Source organism: Vibrio wakamikoensis, from assembly GCF_050337275.1.
GTDB classification, from domain to species: Bacteria; Pseudomonadota; Gammaproteobacteria; order Enterobacterales; family Vibrionaceae; genus Vibrio; species Vibrio chaetopteri.
Genome location: NZ_JAKJST010000051.1, coordinates 1 through 19059, shown reverse-complemented (window position 1 = coordinate 19059; position 19059 = coordinate 1). Strand labels below are relative to the sequence as shown.

18 protein-coding genes and 1 tRNA gene are annotated in these 19059 nt (G+C 46.1%); 14 read left to right on the top strand and 5 right to left on the bottom strand.

The features are described from left to right. Window positions 1-22 precede the first annotated feature (22 nt). Window positions 23-475: a 50S ribosomal protein L9 gene (gene rplI, locus L4C42_RS23160; protein WP_353496515.1), complete on the top strand. Its 453-nt coding sequence runs from the start codon at window positions 23-25 to the stop codon at window positions 473-475. A gap of 96 nt (window positions 476-571) precedes the next feature. Here the strand turns inward: rplI and L4C42_RS23155 are convergent, their stop codons facing one another. After that, window positions 572-1342 carry a DUF481 domain-containing protein gene (locus L4C42_RS23155; protein WP_353497740.1) on the bottom strand — a complete coding sequence of 257 codons (771 nt, stop codon included), beginning with the start codon at window positions 1340-1342 and terminating at the stop codon, window positions 572-574. A 178-nt stretch (window positions 1343-1520) separates the two neighbouring features. Between L4C42_RS23155 and L4C42_RS23150 the strand changes: the two genes are divergently transcribed. Together L4C42_RS23150 and alr are read left to right on the top strand one after the other, a co-directional pair. Further along, window positions 1521-2915, top strand: a complete 1395-nt coding sequence (locus L4C42_RS23150; protein ID WP_418641929.1) for a replicative DNA helicase — start codon at window positions 1521-1523, stop codon at window positions 2913-2915. A gap of 21 nt (window positions 2916-2936) precedes the next feature. Then, window positions 2937-4019 (top strand): alanine racemase, encoded by a 1083-nt coding sequence (gene alr, locus L4C42_RS23145; RefSeq protein ID WP_353498647.1) that lies wholly within the window; start codon window positions 2937-2939, stop codon window positions 4017-4019. An 89-nt stretch (window positions 4020-4108) separates the two neighbouring features. Here alr and L4C42_RS23140 read toward each other — a convergent pair whose 3' ends face one another. Next, a complete protein-coding gene (locus L4C42_RS23140) occupies window positions 4109-4531 on the bottom strand; it encodes a secondary thiamine-phosphate synthase enzyme YjbQ (RefSeq protein ID WP_353497742.1) in 423 nt (140 codons plus the stop codon). Between the two features lie 303 nt (window positions 4532-4834). Here L4C42_RS23140 and pgi point away from each other — a divergent pair, with 303 nt between their 5' ends. After that, window positions 4835-6487 carry a glucose-6-phosphate isomerase gene (gene pgi / locus L4C42_RS23135; RefSeq protein WP_353497743.1) on the top strand — a complete coding sequence of 551 codons (1653 nt, stop codon included), beginning with the start codon at window positions 4835-4837 and terminating at the stop codon, window positions 6485-6487. 85 nt (window positions 6488-6572) lie between these two features. Here pgi and L4C42_RS23130 read toward each other — a convergent pair whose 3' ends face one another. Further along, window positions 6573-7046, bottom strand: a complete 474-nt coding sequence (locus L4C42_RS23130) for an RDD family protein (protein ID WP_353497744.1) — start codon at window positions 7044-7046, stop codon at window positions 6573-6575. A gap of 191 nt (window positions 7047-7237) precedes the next feature. Between L4C42_RS23130 and L4C42_RS23125 the strand changes: the two genes are divergently transcribed. Then, a tRNA-Leu gene (locus L4C42_RS23125) sits at window positions 7238-7322 on the top strand. A gap of 72 nt (window positions 7323-7394) precedes the next feature. Here the strand turns inward: L4C42_RS23125 and L4C42_RS23120 are convergent. After that, entirely contained in the window at window positions 7395-8381 is a 987-nt protein-coding gene (locus L4C42_RS23120) for an alpha/beta hydrolase (RefSeq protein ID WP_353497745.1), read from the bottom strand. A gap of 234 nt (window positions 8382-8615) precedes the next feature. Here L4C42_RS23120 and L4C42_RS23115 point away from each other — a divergent pair, with 234 nt between their 5' ends. The 3 genes from L4C42_RS23115 (at window position 8616) to L4C42_RS23105 (ending at window position 11809) form a co-directional block, all read left to right on the top strand. Continuing rightward, window positions 8616-9557, top strand: coding sequence for a hypothetical protein (locus L4C42_RS23115; protein WP_353497746.1), 942 nt, complete (start codon window positions 8616-8618; stop codon window positions 9555-9557). A 40-nt stretch (window positions 9558-9597) separates the two neighbouring features. Further along, a complete protein-coding gene (locus L4C42_RS23110; RefSeq protein WP_429761816.1) occupies window positions 9598-10407 on the top strand; it encodes a hypothetical protein in 810 nt (269 codons plus the stop codon). 148 nt (window positions 10408-10555) lie between these two features. Next, entirely contained in the window at window positions 10556-11809 is a 1254-nt protein-coding gene (locus L4C42_RS23105; protein WP_429761815.1) for a cyclic di-GMP phosphodiesterase, read from the top strand. A 69-nt stretch (window positions 11810-11878) separates the two neighbouring features. Here L4C42_RS23105 and L4C42_RS23100 read toward each other — a convergent pair whose 3' ends face one another. After that, window positions 11879-13159 (bottom strand): polysaccharide deacetylase family protein, encoded by a 1281-nt coding sequence (locus tag L4C42_RS23100; protein ID WP_429761814.1) that lies wholly within the window; start codon window positions 13157-13159, stop codon window positions 11879-11881. Window positions 13160-13350: 191 nt separating this feature from the next. Between L4C42_RS23100 and L4C42_RS23095 the strand changes: the two genes are divergently transcribed. The 6 genes from L4C42_RS23095 to L4C42_RS23070 all read left to right on the top strand — a co-directional run bounded on the left by L4C42_RS23095 (window position 13351) and on the right by L4C42_RS23070 (window position 18576). Then, window positions 13351-13656, top strand: a complete 306-nt coding sequence (locus L4C42_RS23095) for a PTS sugar transporter subunit IIB (protein ID WP_353497750.1) — start codon at window positions 13351-13353, stop codon at window positions 13654-13656. Window positions 13657-13694: 38 nt separating this feature from the next. Then, window positions 13695-15020 carry a PTS sugar transporter subunit IIC gene (locus tag L4C42_RS23090; protein WP_353497751.1) on the top strand — a complete coding sequence of 442 codons (1326 nt, stop codon included), beginning with the start codon at window positions 13695-13697 and terminating at the stop codon, window positions 15018-15020. A 26-nt stretch (window positions 15021-15046) separates the two neighbouring features. Next, window positions 15047-15358, top strand: a complete 312-nt coding sequence (locus L4C42_RS23085) for a PTS lactose/cellobiose transporter subunit IIA (RefSeq protein ID WP_353497752.1) — start codon at window positions 15047-15049, stop codon at window positions 15356-15358. A gap of 4 nt (window positions 15359-15362) precedes the next feature. Then, the gene (locus L4C42_RS23080; RefSeq protein ID WP_353497753.1) at window positions 15363-16694 is read left to right on the top strand and encodes a 6-phospho-beta-glucosidase; all 1332 of its coding nucleotides are present in this window, start codon (window positions 15363-15365) and stop codon (window positions 16692-16694) included. A gap of 21 nt (window positions 16695-16715) precedes the next feature. Beyond that, window positions 16716-17435, top strand: a complete 720-nt coding sequence (gene chbG / locus L4C42_RS23075) for a chitin disaccharide deacetylase (RefSeq protein ID WP_353497754.1) — start codon at window positions 16716-16718, stop codon at window positions 17433-17435. Window positions 17436-17574: 139 nt separating this feature from the next. Further along, window positions 17575-18576: a LacI family DNA-binding transcriptional regulator gene (locus tag L4C42_RS23070; protein ID WP_353497755.1), complete on the top strand. Its 1002-nt coding sequence runs from the start codon at window positions 17575-17577 to the stop codon at window positions 18574-18576. Window positions 18577-19059 lie beyond the last annotated feature (483 nt).

Sequence of the window (19059 nt, the reverse complement as noted above, 5' to 3'; positions counted from 1 at the left end):
GTTTAGAAAAGAGGATTAAACAATGCAAGTTATTCTACTTGATAAAATCGGTAACCTAGGTGGTCTTGGCGATACAGTTAACGTTAAATCTGGTTACGCTCGTAACTTCCTTATCCCACAAGGTAAGGCTGTAATGGCAACTAAGAACAACGTTGAAATGTTTGAAGCTCGTCGCGCTGAACTAGAAGCGAAAGTTGCTGAGCAACTAACTGCTGCTGAAGCTCGTGCTGAGAAAGTTAACGCTCTTGAAGCTGTTGTTATCGCTTCTAAAGCGGGTGACGAAGGCAAACTATTCGGTTCTATCGGTACTCGTGACATCGCTGACGCAATCACTGCGGCAGGCGTTGAAGTTGCTAAAAGCGAAGTTCGTCTTCCTGAAGGCGCTCTACGTACAACTGGCGAGTTCGAGATCAGCGTTCAACTTCACTCTGAAGTTTTCGCAACTATCGCACTACAAGTTGTTGCTGCTGAGTAATTCAGTTTCAATAACACGAGAAACACCAGCTTCGGCTGGTGTTTTTTTTTGCTTATTTTCTATTGAATTAAGATACGGTTTGCTTTTTTCGAAAGCTTAGAAGGCGAACAGTAGATTCACTGTAAAGATTGAGTCACGCTTACTTAAGGTAGGGCTAGGTACCTTGGTGTGATACTTACTGTCATAGGCAAGCTTAAGGGCAATGGTTTCGGTAATGTCGTTGGTGACGTTTAACTCCGTATCCAAACGCGTGTTGCTTTGACCTGCGGTGACCGTGAGCTTGGTGGCGACCGTTAGGTTATCCAGTGGGTTCCAGGAAAAGTTAATATTACCGCGGACAATGGCTTCTTTTACTATGTCCTTGAAAATGATCTCATCATCATCAATTTCATCAACGTTAGGTTCTTGATAACGAAAACCGGGACCAAGTTCGGCTTCAAGCAAAAGTGAATCAGTATTAAACAACTGATAACCCAAACCGCCCGAAATAGTATGGTCTTCAAAATAGGAGCTGTAGCGAGAAGTAAAACCGTTATAGTTTCCGTACAGATAGGTTCTTGGGCCTAACTTGTAGTCGGTTTGCAGTAAATAGTTTTGCTGGTTTTTGTCTTCTTCCCCATTCTTGTACAATTGATAGTACTTCCATTCACCGTTGGTACGGTGCCTCCCCTCGGTGTATTCAGCGCCAACACGAGCGTTTAGCGATTGAGAGTCGGTATTGCCTGAGTGGGCTTGATAGCCGAACTCTACTTCAGTTTTGAGTGGGGAAGGCGGAGTCTCTTCACTGTCACCAGAAGGCGTGAACTCTTCAGCATAGACAGCCGGCGATGCAAGCAGCACTAAACCAAATAACAACTTCTTAGACACGAAAACCTCATGGCATGGAGAAAAGGGCTGGGGATTATATGTGTGGCATATTCGTTCATCGTCAGCGATAGGTCAAATATTGATTCATGAACCATCGCTTTTGTCGCGTTTTCTTTACTTTAGCCGACACTGAGTTGTGTATATAATGGTGGGTCTTAGTGTGTTATCGAGTTAGGTCATGGCGGATAGTCGAAATCAGAAAAGTAAAGATGCTCAAGTGGACTCAGTGAAGGTACCTCCTCACTCCCTAGAGGCCGAGCAATCGGTCTTAGGTGGTTTGCTGTTGGACAACCAACGTTGGGATACCGTGGCTGAAAAAGTCATTAGCAGCGATTTCTATAGCAGACCGCATCGTTTGATCTTCGAAGGTATTCAAGCCATTCTCGAAGAGAGTAATCCACTCGATTTAATCACGCTTTCCGAACATTTAGAGCTGCGCGAACAGCTCGATGATGTTGGCGGCTTTGCTTATCTTGCTGACTTAGCGAAGAACACGCCGAGTGCTGCTAACATCAATGCTTATGCCGACATCGTTGCCGAGCGAGCGCTGGTTCGTAACCTAATCGGCGTTGCCAACGAGATTGCTGATGCTGGCTACGATCCGCAAGGACGCTCTTCAGAAGACTTGTTGGATTTAGCGGAAAGCAAAGTCTTTAAAATTGCTGAAGATCGTACTAGTGAAAACGAAGGCCCTCAGAATGTTGATAACATTCTTGAGAAAACCCTAGAGCGAATTGAGATACTCTACAAAACGCCACAAGACGGTGTGACGGGTGTGACGACAGGCTTTAACGACCTCAACAAGAAAACAGCGGGCCTGCAGGGCTCTGATTTGATTATTGTGGCGGCGCGTCCATCTATGGGTAAAACCACCTTCGCGATGAACTTGTGTGAAAACGCAGCAATGGCCAGTGACAAGCCTGTGCTTATCTTCTCGCTAGAGATGCCTTCTGAGCAGTTGATGATGCGTATGCTTGCATCCCTTTCTAGAGTCGACCAAACCAAAATCCGTACCGGTCAGCTTGACGATGAGGATTGGGCGAAAATCTCGACCACCATGGGCATGCTCATGGAAAAGAAAAACATGTTCATTGATGATAGCTCCGGCTTAACACCGACGGAAGTACGTTCTCGTGCTCGCCGAATTGCCCGTGAACATGGCGGTCTGAGCCTTATCATGATCGATTACCTTCAGTTGATGCGCGTCCCTTCACTTTCTGAAAACCGTACTCTGGAAATCGCGGAGATTTCTCGCTCGTTAAAAGCCTTGGCTAAAGAGCTTAACGTACCAGTGGTGGCGCTTTCACAGCTTAACCGTTCCTTGGAGCAGCGTGCTGACAAGCGCCCCGTAAACTCGGATCTTCGTGAATCGGGCTCTATTGAGCAGGATGCCGACCTTATTATGTTCATCTATCGTGATGAGGTGTACCACCCAGATAGTGCGCTAAAGGGCATTGCTGAAATTATCATTGGTAAGCAGCGTAACGGTCCTATCGGCTCAGTTCGCTTAACGTTCCAAGGTCAATTCTCTCGCTTTGATAACTACGCAGGTCCTGCGTTTGACGAAGAATAGTAGGATAGTTGCATGAGTTATATGAAAGCGGCGACGGCGCACATTAATTTAGAGGCGCTGGCGCACAATTTGGCGTGCATTAAACAGCAAGCGCCCGATAGCAAAATTATGGCAGTGGTAAAGGCAAATGGCTACGGTCATGGTCTTAGACATATCGCTAAGAGTGCCCAAGGTGCTGATGCATTTGGTGTGGCGCGTATAGAAGAGGCATTGCAGCTAAGAGCCAGTGGCGTGGTAAAACCTATCCTTTTATTAGAGGGTTTTTACTCGCCGAACGACTTGCCGGTTCTAGTGACCAACAATATTCAAACCGTTGTTCATTGCTACGAGCAACTTGAAGCGTTAGAACAAGCCGAACTCGAAGTTCCTGTCGTGGTCTGGCTCAAAGTCGATAGCGGTATGCACCGTCTTGGCGTTCGCGAAGAGCAATATCAAGAATTTGTCGAGCGCCTGCATCGCTGCGATAACGTGGCGAAACCGCTGCGCTATATGAGTCACTTTGGCTGCGCGGATGAGCTTGAAAATCCAATGACGAAACAGCAAATTGAGCTGTTTCTCTCGTTAACTGAAGGCTGCAATGGTGAGCGCTCAATGGCTGCGTCTGCTGGCCTGCTAGAGTGGCAACCAAGTCAGCTCGACTGGGTTCGACCGGGCATTATTATGTACGGTGTGTCGCCATTCGGAGATAAAACGGCCGCAGAGATGGGCTTTAAGCCAGTGATGACATTGAAGTCTCATTTGATAGCAGTACGTGATGTTAAAAAAGGCGAGAGTGTAGGCTATGGCGCAACATGGACCAGTGAGCGAGATACCAAAGTCGGCGTGATTGCGATTGGCTATGGCGATGGTTACCCGCGAACCGCACCAAACGGCACGCCAGTATTGGTAAATGGCCGCAAAGTGCCGATAGCTGGTCGAGTTTCAATGGACATGCTGACCGTTGATCTAGGTCCAGATGCTCTAGACCGAGTCGGTGATGAAGCTATCTTGTGGGGCGAAGAGCTACCCTCTGAAGAAGTCGCAGACCACATCGGCACTATCGCTTACGAGCTAGTGACCAAACTCACCTCACGTGTAGATATGAGCTACAGCGAAACCAACTAGCCGCTACCTTGCTCTGCTAGTATCGATGTCATCCCTGCGCAGGCAGGGATCTTCTTGCCGCGATTTCAGAACCCAACATTGTTCTTACTTCAAACCTGTCCCTGCAACGTCGCAATCACCCGGCGCTCACCACCAAAATCTCGATGCTCCCCCAAGTAAATACCCTGCCATGTTCCCAAAGCCAACTGACCATTACTAATCGGAATCGACACGCTTGCACCAAGCAATGAGCTTTTAATATGCGCAGGCATATCATCGCTGCCTTCATAAGTATGACGGTAGTATGGTGCATCTTCCGGTACGTAACGATTGAAGTGACTCTCCATATCCGTGCGCACGGTCGGATCGGCATTTTCATTTAAGGTTAAACTTGCTGAGGTATGTTGAATGAAAAGATGTAGCAAACCTACAGAGTAGTCTCGAAGCTGGGGCAATTGTTGTTCAATTTCATCAGTGATTAAGTGAAAACCACGCTTTTTCGCGCTGAGGTAAAGGGTCTTTTGTTGCCACATAATCACTCCTCTGTATTATAGTGCTAAGCATATATAAGATGTTGTCTGAATTTGTTTACATTGTGAACCGATACGTGACCTAACTCAAGGAGCGTACAGGCGCTCTGGTTCATAATTACGCCTGAAAATTTATTACTAAACAAAGCCTCGGCTTTATGAACAACATACAAGATTGTAACGACGAGTGATCATCAAGGGCACTCGTCTGTATTTAGAATATACTGTTTATTATTCGCTAAACTGGGGGTTCCTTTTCCTTGGGGGGATTGGGAATAAAACCGACTAAAAATTGGGATAGAGACCATGTTGAAAAACATCAATCCAACGCAAACTGAAGCTTGGAAAGCACTGACAGCGCACTTTGAATCTGCGCAAGATATGGATTTAGCAGAGCTATTTGCACAAGACGCTGACCGCTTTGGCAAATTCTCTACACGCTTCGGCTCTGACATTCTTGTTGATTACTCAAAAAACCTAATCAACGAAGAAACAATGAACAACCTTTTTGCTCTAGCGAACGAGACTGAGCTTAAAGGCGCAATCAAAGCGATGTTTGCAGGCGATACCATCAACCAAACAGAAGGTCGTTCGGTTCTTCACGTTGCTCTGCGTAACCGCAGCAACACGCCAATTATGGTAAATGGCGAAGACGTTATGCCGGCGGTAAACGCGGTTCTAGAGAAGATGAAAGGCTTCTCTGAGCGCATCATCTCTGGTGATTGGAAAGGTTACACTGGCAAAGCAATTACTGACGTTGTGAACATCGGTATCGGTGGTTCTGACCTTGGTCCTTACATGGTGACTGAAGCCCTAGCGCCATACACAAACCATCTAAACATGCACTTCGTGTCTAACGTTGATGGTACTCACATCGCAGAAACTCTGAAGAAAGTTGACCCTGAAACAACGCTATTCTTGGTGGCTTCTAAGACATTCACCACTCAAGAAACCATGACAAACGCGCACTCTGCACGTGACTGGTTCCTAGCATCTGCATCAGATGAAGCGCATGTTGCTAAGCACTTCGCAGCGCTGTCTACTAACGCGACATCAGTAGCTGAGTTCGGCATCGACACCGACAACATGTTCGAGTTCTGGGACTGGGTCGGCGGTCGTTACTCTCTATGGTCTGCAATTGGTCTTTCTATCATCCTAGCGGTTGGCTACGACAACTTCGTTGAGCTACTAGCGGGTGCACATGAGATGGACAAGCACTTTGCTGAGACTGATCTAGAAAGCAACATCCCAGTATTGCTTGCTCTTATCGGTATTTGGTACAACAACTTCCACGGCGCTGAGTCTGAAGCGATTCTACCTTACGACCAATACATGCACCGCTTCGCTGCGTACTTCCAGCAAGGCAACATGGAATCTAACGGTAAGTTTACTGACCGTAACGGTGAAGCAGTGGACTACCAAACGGGTCCAATCATCTGGGGTGAGCCAGGCACTAACGGTCAACACGCGTTCTACCAGCTAATTCACCAAGGTACTAAGCTTATCCCTTGTGACTTTATCGCACCGGCGATCTCTCACAACCAAGTAAGCGACCACCACCAGAAGCTAATGTCTAACTTCTTTGCTCAAACTGAAGCACTAGCGTTCGGTAAGTCTAAAGAGACAGTAGAAGCAGAGTTTGCAAAAGCAGGTAAGAGTGCGGAAGAAGTGAAAGATCTTGTACCATTCAAGATCTTTGAAGGTAACCGCCCAACTAACTCAATCCTAGTGAAGCAAATCACACCTCGTACTCTGGGTAACCTAATCGCGATGTACGAGCACAAAATCTTCACTCAAGGTGTTATCTGGAACATCTTCAGCTTTGACCAATGGGGTGTAGAGCTTGGTAAGCAACTAGCGAACCAAATCCTACCTGAGCTAGCAGACGACAGCGAAATCTCGTCTCACGACAGCTCAACCAACGGTCTAATCAATGCATTTAAAGCGTTCAAAGCGTAATCATTGAAAAGCAAAACTGAAAAAGGTGCCGAATGGCACCTTTTTTTATGTCTTTCTCAGGCTTTTTTGTTGCTATCGAAAGGCGTTATTTCGCTTTTGGTAACACCACAACCTTAGTCTTCGCCCAGATATCGTGGAAGCCACGTTTTTGAGGGTCAATTGGCACTGCAAGGTTGGATAGACCAAACGCTGAGGTTGCGAGTCTAATCAGCGCCTGCGTGACGGTGATTCTGCCACCCTCAAGGTTTTGCACTTCAATCTTCCAAGCTCGCATACCAAGCGTTTGGCCTGCTCTTGTCCAAAAGAACACAATAAAGTAGATCCAAACAAACGCCAGATAACCGGTGTACACAGGGCTCCAAAGTGGGTGACTTCCTAAGAAGTCGCTGGCATCGGCATATGGAGCGTAAGACATCAGTCCTGCGGCAACAAGTGCTTCCATTATTGCGACAACAACGCCGCCAGCCATCATCACTACCGCAAGAATAATCAAGCTATCGTAGAACAGCGCACCAAGCCTGCGAAAGAATCCTGCAGGTGGGAGAGATTGGGTTTCCATTGAGACAAACTTCCATAACTAAAACTTGCCACAGCATAGCGATTTCAATGCCAAGGGGAAAGCCTTGCCCATCGCATTGCTTCACATTGTGGTGAAAATAGCAGCAAACAATAGAATATTCAGCGTTTTGCTCTTGCGCGATCTAAATGCTTACGTATAATGCCAAGCATCAAAGGACATCAGTCCAAGATGCCGGTGTGGTGAAATTGGTATACACGACGGATTCAAAATCCGTTGCCTTCGGGCGTGGCGGTTCAAGTCCGCCCACCGGTACCATATTTAAACGATAAAGCCTCGACGAAAGTCGGGGCTTTGTTGTATCTGGAGTTTGTAAACTCAACACAGCTATTATTCAGCTATCTGCTTTTTAAACGCCTTGTCAAAAAACACGATCGCATTTTTACCCTGTGTCGCCGTGAAGGTGTGATTGCCATCGTGGGCGTATTCTTCATGAGAGATGTGACGTTTTTTCAACTCGGATGCTAGGTAAGCGCTGCCTTTCGGTATCCAAGGAAACTGGTCGTTCATGCCGTATTCGATACGAATCGAGCTTAATTTTTGTGGTTGTTTGAGATAGCGTTCGAGCTTGTCGGGAATAGCACCAAATCCTGACTCCCACATCGCTTTGATTGCAGGGTCGTTCGCATCCCAGTCGTACCATTCGGCCTTGGCTTCGCTATTTTCAATTGGAGCGAAGGCGGCGGCATAGCCTTTTAGTACTCGATACCAGCGCATCGTTTGCCACTGGGTAACCGCGTCTGTTAATCCATTTTCATCAAACAGCCCGGCGCTAAACGCATGCATATGTTGAAAGGTATCGGGATGGCGCAGGGCGAGGTTGGTTGTAGCAAAGCCACCCATCGAGAAGCCTGCTAGCCCTCTATAATGCGCTTCGCTCAATGTCCGATAGTGGGTGTCGAGATAATTGATGACGTCGTTGACTACAAAGTCCTCCCAGTTACCTGTCACGGCCGAGTTGACATAAAAGCTTCCGCCAAACTGATTGGCGCCATTAACGCCAACAATGATCATTTCTGTGAGCGCGTTGTCTTGCGCTAAAAGAGTCGGTAAATGTTTGGCGATTCGGTCTGCTTCGCGCACTGAACCGTTGTAACCGTGAAGGTAGTAAACGACAGGATAGCGTTTATTGCTGGTGTGATAACTCGGTGGCAGGGCAACAAACAGTTGCTGGGTGTCGCTATTGTCTAGGTATCCTGATTGCAATGAGGGAGCTGGGATCTGAATGGTCTGCTTGAGTGGTGAGCTGGCCAAGGCATGGGGAATGGCCATAACTAAAATCAGGCAAGTAAGTGCTGCGCGGTAGAGTGGTATCACAAAAAACTCCTTCTAAAGACGTAGGTTGATGGGTTTTTGTACAACAATGCAGACATCTTTGGGGGATAAGATGCGAAATGGAGCATCTTTATGCGAGTGTGTTCATATTTGATGGCGTGAGTTTGATGAAACGGAGAGTTTAAAAATATCGCACCATATCGGATTAGCGCTTCGCTGTGTTTGTCTCAAACACAGCGAAGCGCTAGAATCTAGGTATCAGAGAGGAGAATGACTGTGGGCGCAAAATATACCTATCTCGCTTGGCAACAAACCAATTTAGAAGCGAGCCATAAGTTAGTATTGTTGAAGTTGGCTGACTTATGTGGACAGGATGGCTCAGTTGCTGTTGTGCTCTCAGAGATTGCCAAAGAGTGTTTGCTTGGAGAGTTTGGCCTTGCCGATGTGCTCACTGCGTTGGCGCAAAAGGGCATGCTGCAAAAAGGTCAGGTGAGCTCAAATGGCCGAGAGCAGGTGCATCACTTTACTCTGTCGCTTTCTGAGCCAAACAGCTTACCGGTGATTGAGACCAGTCGCGAGCATCAGTCGCAACCTACGCCTGTGGTAACAACACCTCAAGCATCCCCGGCGCCGCCTTGGACATATCATCCAATGAACTTATATAAAGTGCCGGTGGCGATTAGGGACAGCTTGTGGCAACGGTTTATCTGCGAACGTGATGTACGAAATGTCAACGAAGTGCGTCGCGATTCGATGTTGCGAGACTGGCTGGAAATGATGAAAGGCTCTGGTGGTTTTGAGCAGTACTTTGAAGGTGAGTCGCAAGGGCGAAATGACCGAGTTCCAGCCACTCGCCAGCGCACGCAAGCGCCTTCGAATGCCAAGTACATTTCAACTCATGACTTGCAAGAGAATGAAATCGCCGAGTGGGCGATGCAGTCTATCCTACATTCAGGTATGACAGCCGACCCACATCTGTTCTGGGAAAAATTTGTTGTTTACTACAAAGCACGCGCTAATGAATTTTTGTCGGTCACGCAAATGCTGAACAAGCTCAGACTGTGGATCGTTAACGAGAAACAAGCGGAAGATAGACGCAGACAAGCCGATGAAAGGCGTCGTCAGTCTTTCCAACAAAGCCAGAAAGCGGGTGAAGTAAGTCCGTCGGAAGAGTTTCGTGAATACTTGCGTGGGCAAGGTAAGAATCCGAATTTTTAGTATGATGATCCCGTTGTGGTCACTAAGGTAAAGGGTCAATATGAGTAGTGGCAAGAAGCCAAAAAACTTAGATTTTGGCGCAATGGAAAAGAAGCTCCGCGAAATGGGCGTCAGTGGCAACCTTGAGCATTTGAAATCTGCAAAATCAGAGCCTTCGGTGCAGGAGAGTAAGCCTTCAGAGCCCGCTACCTCGCCTAAGATGGATGCTCCGAGCACTCAGGTGCGAGCGACCCCGTCCGTTGAATCTCGCCCGGTGGTGAAAGAAACTCGTCCTATGTTACAAACCGACGGTGAACCGGAGCGTCAGCCGAGTGATTGGTGTAACTACATTTTTGGTACTTTGCTGAGTATTTACGAGTCCACGTGGATAAAATCTTATGGCAGAAGGCCAACCGGTCGCTTTTTAGATTTCGCAGACAGCCTGACTGAGGCTGAGTTGATGCGAGTCATTCAGCATTGTCGTGAGCGCTTACAAGCAGGGGAAAGGTGGCCGCCAATTATGGGTGAGCTTGCCTTGCTGAAAAGTCAGCTAACCGAATCTGAGTCGTTGGAAGCTCTAAACCGTGTCGTGACCAAAACGCCGAAGAACCAAATTGAAAAATGGATCATGCAGAACAAAGGCTATGAGTTAAGACGTTTGCCTCAATCGATGATCGTTCGACGTTTTAAAGAGTTCTACCGTGAAGCCATGAGTCTGCAAGAAAAAGGCAAGTTGGTCACTGAGGCACCGAAAGCGCTGCCAAGTCAGTCGGTGAAGAACTTGGTGGATCTCAAGCGCGAGGAGTACGAGCAGCAGCACGGTAAGGCTCTCGACCCGCGTATTCAAGCCATCCTTGACCGTAAAGCTTAACCAAGTGTCACGCTCGCTGTTGTAGCGAGCGTCTTACTTTATATCGTTCTGTTATATATCCGAATCACACTTTATTGATTAATGAGTGAATATTCGCCGTAAGTTCTTTAGAATCACCGCGTGTTTTTCAGCCAATTGCAGTATCGTTGTGGCAAGTATCAAAATTTCAGTGGATCGAATTCAGCCAGGTCTTCATATCAAGATCCCCCTCAAATGGAATGAACATCCCTTTCTATTCAACGTTTTCAAAATCAAATCTGATCAGCAAGTACAGGTGATCCGTCAACTAGGCGTGAAGTATGTCTATGTCACCCCTGAGCTTAGTGATGCACTGCCGCTTCCAGTACAACAAGCGCTAGCGCCTGCCGCGAACGATGAGGCTGCACAATCGGAGTCTGATGCGCTTTGGCAAGAGAAGCAGCAACGCATCGAAGAGCTGTCGGCCTATCGTAGGAAAGTCTCTCGCTGTGAAAAAGAGTTTGACCGTTCATTGGCACGCATTCGCAACTTGATGACCAAGCTGAGAAGTCGTCCTGAGCAAGCGGCAAAAGAGGCAGCGCAACTGGTCGATGATATTGTTGAATCGCTGCTATCACAGGACGATGTGACCTTACACCTAATGGGCAGTAAGACGGAATTCGAAGATCTCTATTTCCATTGCTTAAACGTCTCGATTCTGGCAATGATGATCGCGAAAGCGAAAGGGCTTAAGGCAGAAGAGATCAAAATGGTCGCGATGGCAGCGCTATTTCATGATATTGGTAAGGCAAAAATCCCAGCAGCCATACTGCGTAAGAGCACACCGTTGACCGAGCCTGAAAATAACTACCTTAAACTGCATACCAAATACGGCAGTGACATTGCGAGGGCGATAGACATCTTGCCAGAGAAGGTGATCACGGTTATCGAGCAACATCATGAACTTCTCGATGGTTCAGGTTATCCAAACGGCCTTAAAGGCGATGAGATTGATGTGATCACTCAAATTGTCTCGGTAGCAAATGCGTTTGATAACTTGTGCCATCATCAAAATCCCGCAGAGAAGAAGATCCCATATACCGCGTTTTCTTACTTGTATAAGCACGCTAAATCGCAGTACAACAATGAGAATTTAAACATTCTTATCAAGTACATGGGTGTCTACCCTCCAGGTACTATCGTGAAGCTGTCGAATGAGATGGTTGGCCTTGTAGTGTCCATCAACAGCGCGAGTTTACTCAGCCCAAATGTGCTGCTTTACGATCCAAGCGTACCTAAACTGCAAGCTCCTATCATTGCGCTTGAAGACAAAGACTTGAAGGTAGAGTCGGTGATTCATCCTGAACGTTTACCTGAAGAGATCCGTGAATACTTAAATCCACGTGCTCGAGTGTCCTATTACTTTGATGACAACGCCAACTAGCGTTGCACTAGTTGGCGTATTTCATGTCACAGTCCCATTGGTTAGGGTAAGTGGATAAATACAAGCAGATTATTGCACAGGTGCAAACAATGTTGGTTCAGCATTCGGTGTCCAGTTAGCTTGTGACACGTGTGCGGTAATTACCTGATATTTAGCTCCGTTGTAAACCACGACATCACCAAGCGCATAGCTAACATTTAGCTGCCAGTTGGTCGTTGGATCCGCGTTGTACCATAAAGTTGAATGCAGTGAGGGTGCCCAATCATTTTGTGCAAAGTGATCTTTCTGAGCGACGTAAATGGTACCTTGATGGTTAACGTGATCGCCTGCTTGATAGTGAGTATCTGGCGCCCAATCTTCGATGTAGTTATCCAAAGTATCAAATACATAGCCTGCTTGCAGCGCTAGCTCCAGGAACTTGTCCAGTTTTGGGATATTTTTGGTTTCGCCCATGCCACGGTGGCCATCTTCAAACAAAAACTCATGGGTCAGCACAATGACTTTGTCTTTATGAAGGGCGGTATCACAAGGGAAGTTTTGTGCTTTCGAGTTTACTGGTTCAATGGTTACCGGTGCGCAAGAATTAATAGACGCTTCAACATACGCCAAAAATGGCTCTGGCTCGGTCAAGCTATTCGCTGGCATCTCAATTCCCCAGTTCTCCGGTGCCCAGTCAAGGTCCCAACCGAACAGTTGATAGCTATCGTTGGTGAGCATGTCTGATAAAGTCATCGCATTGCTGGAGCTGTTTGATGGGTTGTCTGGATCGCAGACATAGTTAGGATCCCAAGGCAGATAATCATCAGAGGTCGCACAAAGGCCATCGGCATTAAAGCTCTTAGCGACACGCCATCCATTGGTATACGGTAGGCGGGCAAACTGATCGGCGACATAATTAGGATAGCTAGTGATGTTCGGGATGTATTGTTCAAATTTCGCTAAGTTGAGCGGGAAATAGGTGTAATCGTAGGCTGGATCGCGATAGGAATTGACGTTGTGCATGCCTGTCGCATTACACGCTGCTGCGGTGTTTTCACCGTTCAGACCATCACAGTTGTGTACCATGTGATCATAGCTGTGGTTACCAACCATGTGTCCAGTATTGAGTGCCAGTAGCAGTGCCTCTAGCGCACGGTCTTCATTTTCATCACCAATACCATCTAAGTGCCAAGCATTGAAGAAGAACGATCCTTTCACATTGTGTTTATTGAGGGTTTCGATCACTTTGATCGACGCGTTAATGGGGCCATCATCAAATGTCAGATAGATGGTGGCTTTTGGCTCGGCCGCAGCAGCGCTAAATGATAGAGGGATAAGTAAGCTACTGACGATGCTAGTGATTTTCTTCATAATAAGTCCTATAAGTGTGAGTTTTAATAATACTTCTTTCCAAAAATCGATTTTAATTTAACGAAAAAAATAAAATAAAATCGGCAGATCTTTTATTTTTGCGATCCATTTCAATTAAAAACGCAACCGGTTGCGCTTTAATGTTAATGTTATTTTTGTTACCGTTGTTTTGTAACTGCTATGGAGGCTTTATGAAGAAAATATTACTTTGCTGTAGCGCTGGAATGTCGACCAGCATGCTCGTAAAAAAAATGGAACAATCAGCGGAATCTCGTGGTATTGAGTGCGAAATTCAAGCTAAGTCTGTATCAGATTTCAATGATGCGATTGGTGAGTACGATGTATGCCTACTGGGGCCTCAGGTCAGGTTTCAGCTAGAGGAACTTAGAAAAGTGGCCACGGAGCATGGCAAGAATATTGATGCCATTTCACCACAAGACTACGGAATGATGAAGGGTGCGGAAGTATTAGATCAAGCGCTTGCCTTAATAGATTAGTCAATTAATAACGTTAACGTGAAATAAAGGAATATGTTATGAAGCTTTATGATGCGATTATAAGTGTCGTCGAAAAGCACATCGCGCCAATAGCCACAAAAGTGGGTAATCAACCCCATGTTCGTGCAATGAGAGATGGTTTTATTGTTGCGATGCCATTTATTATTGTCGGTAGTTTTTTACTAGTTTTTGCTTTTCCCCCATTTTCGGAAGACACCACCAATAGCTTCGGCCGAGTCTGGTTAGACTTTGCCACCACACACTTTGATACCATCATGATGCCCTTTAGTATGTCGATGGGTATCATGACGATCTTTGTTTCCCTTGGGGTCGCTTATAGCCTCGCCAAATCTTATAAGATGGATGGCATTACCAGTGCTACGCTGTCTCTGATGAGCTTTTTGCTGGTGGCAGCACCAGCAACAGATGGCGGCCTGCCAACCGGTCATATGGGTGGTACTGGTATCTTTACCGCAGTGATCTGTGCGTTCTTTGCGGTTGAGCTTTATCGTTTCATGAAAAAGCACAATATCACCATCCGTATGCCAGAGCAGGTGCCCCCTGCAATCGCGCGCTCTTTTGAAGTGCTACTGCCTGTCTTGGCAGTCTTCTTTACCTTGTACCCACTGAGCATTTTTGTTCAAACCACGTATGACATGCTGATCCCAGATGCCGTGATGGCGATGTTCAAACCATTGGTGAGTGCTTCGAATACTTTGCCAGCCATCATAGGTGCCTTGTTAGTTTGTCAGTTGCTTTGGTTTGCAGGCATTCACGGTGCGGCGATTGTGGTTGGTTTGCTATCACCAATCTTCCTAACCAACATCAGCGCCAACATTGATGCATTTGTTGCAGGTGAACCGGTACAAAATATCTTTACTCAACCGTTCTGGGATTTCTATATCTTCATTGGTGGCTCAGGTGCAACGTTCGCACTTGTACTGCTTATGATGTTCAGTCGCTCAGTCCACTTAAAGAGCTTAGGTCGCATGAGTGTTGTGCCTGGTTTCTTCCAAATCAACGAACCTGTGATCTTTGGTAGCCCAGTTGTACTTAACCCGATTCTGTTTATTCCATTTGTGTTTACGCCAGTCATTAACGCGACGATTGCCTACTTTGCAGTGCATGCAGGTTTAGTTGGAATGGGTGTAGCGACAACCCCTTGGACGGCGCCAGCCATCATAGGTGCATCCTGGGGATCAGGCTGGACACTATCACCAGTGCTGCTCGTTATCGCACTGTTGATTTTGGATCTATTCCTTTACTTACCGTTCTTCAAGATGTTCGAAAAGCAATTGCTTGAGCAAGAACAGCCAAAACAAGAGAGCGAAGTGGCGCAGCCAGGAAAAGCAGCAACCGCATAACGATTAGCATTATTGAGGAGAGTATCATGGACCAAGAATTGGTAGTGATGGAGATCATCTGCAACGCAGGTGAAGCAAGAAGTTTGTGTTTTGAAGCACTGCAAGCGGCCAGAAAGCAAGATTTAGCCACTGCAGACGCGTCATTAGCTCAGGCAAAAGAGTGCTTGAATAAAGCACACTTGATTCAGACTCAGCTTATCGAGCTGGATCAAGGTGAGGGTAAGGTACCCATGACGTTAGTGATGGTGCACGCCCAAGACCATTTGATGACTACCATTCTTGCCCATGAGCTCGCAACAGAGCTGGTGGAGCTAAGAAAAGCATTGGTAAAGGAGTGATCCTATGACAGTCCAATCCCTGAAAATTGCCGTTATCGGTGGTGGCAGCAGTTATACCCCGGAGCTAATAGAAGGCATATTACTGAGGCAAGACTTATTACCTGTTCGCGAAATCTGTTTAACTGATATCGAGGCGGGTAAAGAAAAGTTAGAGGTTATAACAGCGCTAACCCAGCGTATGGTTGCTAAAGCGAAAGCCGATATCGTCGTCTCTCAAACCTTGGATAGAAGACAGGCGATACAAGGGGCGGACTTTGTGATGACGCAGTTTCGTGTAGGTGGGCTTAAAGCTCGTCAACGCGATGAAGCCATCCCATTGAAGTATGATCGAGTAGGACAAGAAACGACAGGGGCGGGCGGCTTTGCTAAAGCGCTTCGAACCATCCCTGTTGTTTTAGATATCTGTCGAGACATTGAAGAACTCGCGCCTAATGCGTGGATGCTAAATTTCACCAACCCCGCAGGCTTGGTTACCGAAGCCATTCATAAATACAGCAAAGTGAAGACCATTGGACTTTGTAATGTTCCAGTCTCAATGCAAATGATGGCGTCAGAGATGCTAGATTGCGAACCTAGCGCCTTGCAAATGAAATATGCAGGGCTTAACCATCTAGTTTGGGTGACCAGTGCATACCTCAATGGTAAAGAAGTCACCAAAGAGCTGCTCGGTAAAGTAGGTGATGGTGCTAATTTCTCGATGAAAAACATTTTTGAAGAGCCTTGGGACCCTGATTTTCTTAATGCATTGGGTGTGATTCCTTGCCCGTATCACCGCTACTACTATCAAACAGAAGCTATGCTGGCAGAAGAAAAACTATCCTTTATGGAAAAAGGCAGTCGCGCCACGCAAGTCATGGAAACCGAAGCTGCACTGTTTGAACTTTATAAGCAAGCTTCGCTAGACAGTAAACCAAAGGAGCTAGAAGAGCGCGGCGGCGCTTACTATTCCGATGCATCATTGAATCTAGTGGACGCTATTTACAATAATCGAAATGATATCCATGTGGTTAATGTTGCGAATGCTGGCGTGATCAGTGCTTTGCCGGATGATGCGGTGATTGAGTGTTCTGCAGTGATTGGTAATAGCGGTGCAACGCCAATTGCAGTGGATCCGTTGCCTCATTTTGTTGAGAGCCTGATAACCAGGGTAAAAAGCTATGAGATGCTAACAGTGGAGGCGGCTGTACATGGAGATAAGGAAAAAGCGTTACTGGCATTGGCGACTCATCCTTTAGTTGGCGATATTCAAATCGCAAAATCGCTGCTTAACGACCTCCTAGAGCAAAATAAGGATTATTTGCCACAGTTTGTATCGCTACAGGGAACGTTGGATTAAGTAATAAGAGAGGGAAGTGGCATGAAGTTAATTTTTAATGCAGACGACTATGGGCTTTGCCAAGCGGTAAATCAAGGCATCATTGCTAGCCACCTTAACGGTGTCGTGACATCGACAACAATGATGGTTGGTATGCAGGGTGAGCAAGATGCTTTAGAGCGTTTAGAGGCGGCGCCTAATCTAAGTGTCGGCGTCCATTTACGTCTTACCGCGGGCAAACCGGTATCTTCACATTTCCCCCTTATCACTATAGAAGGGAGTTTTCTTAAGTACGATGCGCTTATGGCGAAGTTAGAGCCAAAACATGAGACGGCAATTTATGAAGAGTTTCGAGCTCAAATAGAACACTTTTTGAGTTATGGCATTCCGCTTAGTCATTTGGATAGTCATCATCATGTACACCTTCATCCTATCGTCACAAGAGTGGTCGCTCGGTTGAGTCATGAGTTTGATGTTCCATATCGCGCAACGCCTTCTTTAACGGGCTATCAATTTAGTGACGGCTTTTACGATGGCAACATTTCGTTGGACTGGTTAAAAGCTCAGCTCGCTGATTGGTTAAAACACTATGATGTTGTCGAGGTGATGTGCCATCCTGCTGTTGTCGATGATGAGCTCGCTTCGATCAGTTCGTATCTTGACAAAAGGGAGTTAGAACTTGAAGTACTCAGCTCGCAGGAGCTGAAACAATATTTAATTAGCCATCAGATTGAGTTAACCCATTACAGTGCTGTTATTTAGTCGATACTTTTATCGATAACCATGAGTGCGTTCCCAAAAATTCACCTTGCGCTCATGGTTACTTCTTTCCCTATCTCACTCGGTTTCGTAGTATTGAGTGCAGCAATTTATTTTCAAAATTACCAAGGAAGCATAGCTAATGGCGAGTATTAAGGAAGTTGCTGCATTGGCCGGTGTCAACCGCTCAACCGTCTCACGTATTATCAACGGAGAGGGCAGTTTTCGATCTGACACAAAGCGAAGAGTCGAAGAGGCTATGGCGCAACTCGATTATCGGCCAAGTGCAATTGCCCGTTCTTTGGCAAAATCGCATTCCAATATGATTGGTTTGATGGTGACCTACTATACCGGCGGCTTCTTTGGTCAAATGATGAATCAAGTACAATTGGAACTTGATGTGCAAAACAAGTTCCTGTTGACTGCGCAAGGACATCATAGTGCTGATGGTGAAAAGAAGGCGATAGAGAAGTTTAAAGACCTACGTTGTGATGGCTTTATACTGCACAGTCGCTACTTGAGTGATGAAGAGCTGATCGCTCTATCAAAAACCAAAACTCCGTTTGTGCTTCTTGACCGTTATATAGAAGAAATTAAACAGCAATGTGTGACTTTTGATCATCAAAAGGCTTCCGCATTGGCAACGAGTTATCTTCTAGAACGTGGCCATATCAATATAGGTTGTGTCACAGGCCCCCTAGGTAGAGTGAGTAGTCAGGTTCGTTTGACGGGTTATAAGAATGCGATAGCCGAAAAAGGTATCGCGTTGAATCCAGATTACCTTGTTGAAGGTGACTACGAGCTAGATAGCGGTTACGCAGCAATGGCTCAATTGATGAGCTTAGAGCAAAAGCCAACGGCATTATTTTCAACCGGTGAAGAGATGACTCGTGGGATCATGAAATATTGCTACGAACAGCAAATACGTTGCCCGGAGGATATCTCTATTATTAGCTACGACAGTGTGAATAGTTGTCGTGGGCTTTACCCGCAGGTCACGACCCTTGAATTTCCGATCAGTGATATGGCTCATGAAGCTGTGCTATTGCTCAATGCGCAGCTTAAAGCTCAGAGCCGTGAACAAGCGCAACTGAGCGTTTCTCCACGAATTCAGGAAGGAAATAGTGTTATTAACCTCACTTAAATTAGGACTAAATAATACTTTTTGAACACTTCGGCTGTTTTTTCCTCAAAAAACCGTTTTTTTGGAAATAATCCAAAAAAACACTTGCCAACTTATCGGGCATCTCTATAATGCGCTTCCACTGACACGGCAGAGGCGGCAACGCTTCGAAGGCCGAATCAGAGCGGCAATTAGCCAAAAAGAAAATCTGGTTTTTATTTTAGAAAAAATAAAAAAAAGTGTTTGACACAAAAGATTTTCTCGCTAGAATGGCCGCCTCTTCAAACGGAACGCAGCAGCGAACGAATGAAGAGATGTTCTTTAAAAATATAGACCTATCAATCTGTGTGGGCACTCGTTGATGATAATCAAATTAGATACCTCGGTATCAAATTAGGTTTTCAATGAACTGAGTGACCAATCGAGATTACTTTCTTGTAAAAGAACTTAGTCTTGGCACAGTCAATTCATTATCGTTCTGTTGGAACGATAATAGCTTTAGAT

Excerpts from the sequence above, each read along its gene's own strand:
- rplI (WP_353496515.1), top strand. The coding sequence starts at position 23 with ATGCAAGTTATTCTACTTGATAAAATCGGTAACCTAGGTGGTCTTGGC.
- L4C42_RS23150 (WP_418641929.1), top strand. The coding sequence starts at position 1,521 with ATGGCGGATAGTCGAAATCAGAAAAGTAAAGATGCTCAAGTGGACTCA.
- alr (WP_353498647.1), top strand. The coding sequence starts at position 2,937 with ATGAAAGCGGCGACGGCGCACATTAATTTAGAGGCGCTGGCGCACAAT.
- L4C42_RS23140 (WP_353497742.1), bottom strand. The coding sequence starts at position 4,531 with ATGTGGCAACAAAAGACCCTTTACCTCAGCGCGAAAAAGCGTGGTTTT.
- pgi (WP_353497743.1), top strand. The coding sequence starts at position 4,835 with ATGTTGAAAAACATCAATCCAACGCAAACTGAAGCTTGGAAAGCACTG.
- L4C42_RS23130 (WP_353497744.1), bottom strand. The coding sequence starts at position 7,046 with ATGGAAACCCAATCTCTCCCACCTGCAGGATTCTTTCGCAGGCTTGGT.
- L4C42_RS23110 (WP_429761816.1), top strand. The coding sequence starts at position 9,598 with ATGAGTAGTGGCAAGAAGCCAAAAAACTTAGATTTTGGCGCAATGGAA.
- L4C42_RS23100 (WP_429761814.1), bottom strand. The coding sequence starts at position 13,159 with ATGAAGAAAATCACTAGCATCGTCAGTAGCTTACTTATCCCTCTATCA.
- L4C42_RS23095 (WP_353497750.1), top strand. The coding sequence starts at position 13,351 with ATGAAGAAAATATTACTTTGCTGTAGCGCTGGAATGTCGACCAGCATG.
- L4C42_RS23090 (WP_353497751.1), top strand. The coding sequence starts at position 13,695 with ATGAAGCTTTATGATGCGATTATAAGTGTCGTCGAAAAGCACATCGCG.
- L4C42_RS23085 (WP_353497752.1), top strand. The coding sequence starts at position 15,047 with ATGGACCAAGAATTGGTAGTGATGGAGATCATCTGCAACGCAGGTGAA.
- L4C42_RS23080 (WP_353497753.1), top strand. The coding sequence starts at position 15,363 with ATGACAGTCCAATCCCTGAAAATTGCCGTTATCGGTGGTGGCAGCAGT.
- chbG (WP_353497754.1), top strand. The coding sequence starts at position 16,716 with ATGAAGTTAATTTTTAATGCAGACGACTATGGGCTTTGCCAAGCGGTA.
- L4C42_RS23070 (WP_353497755.1), top strand. The coding sequence starts at position 17,575 with ATGGCGAGTATTAAGGAAGTTGCTGCATTGGCCGGTGTCAACCGCTCA.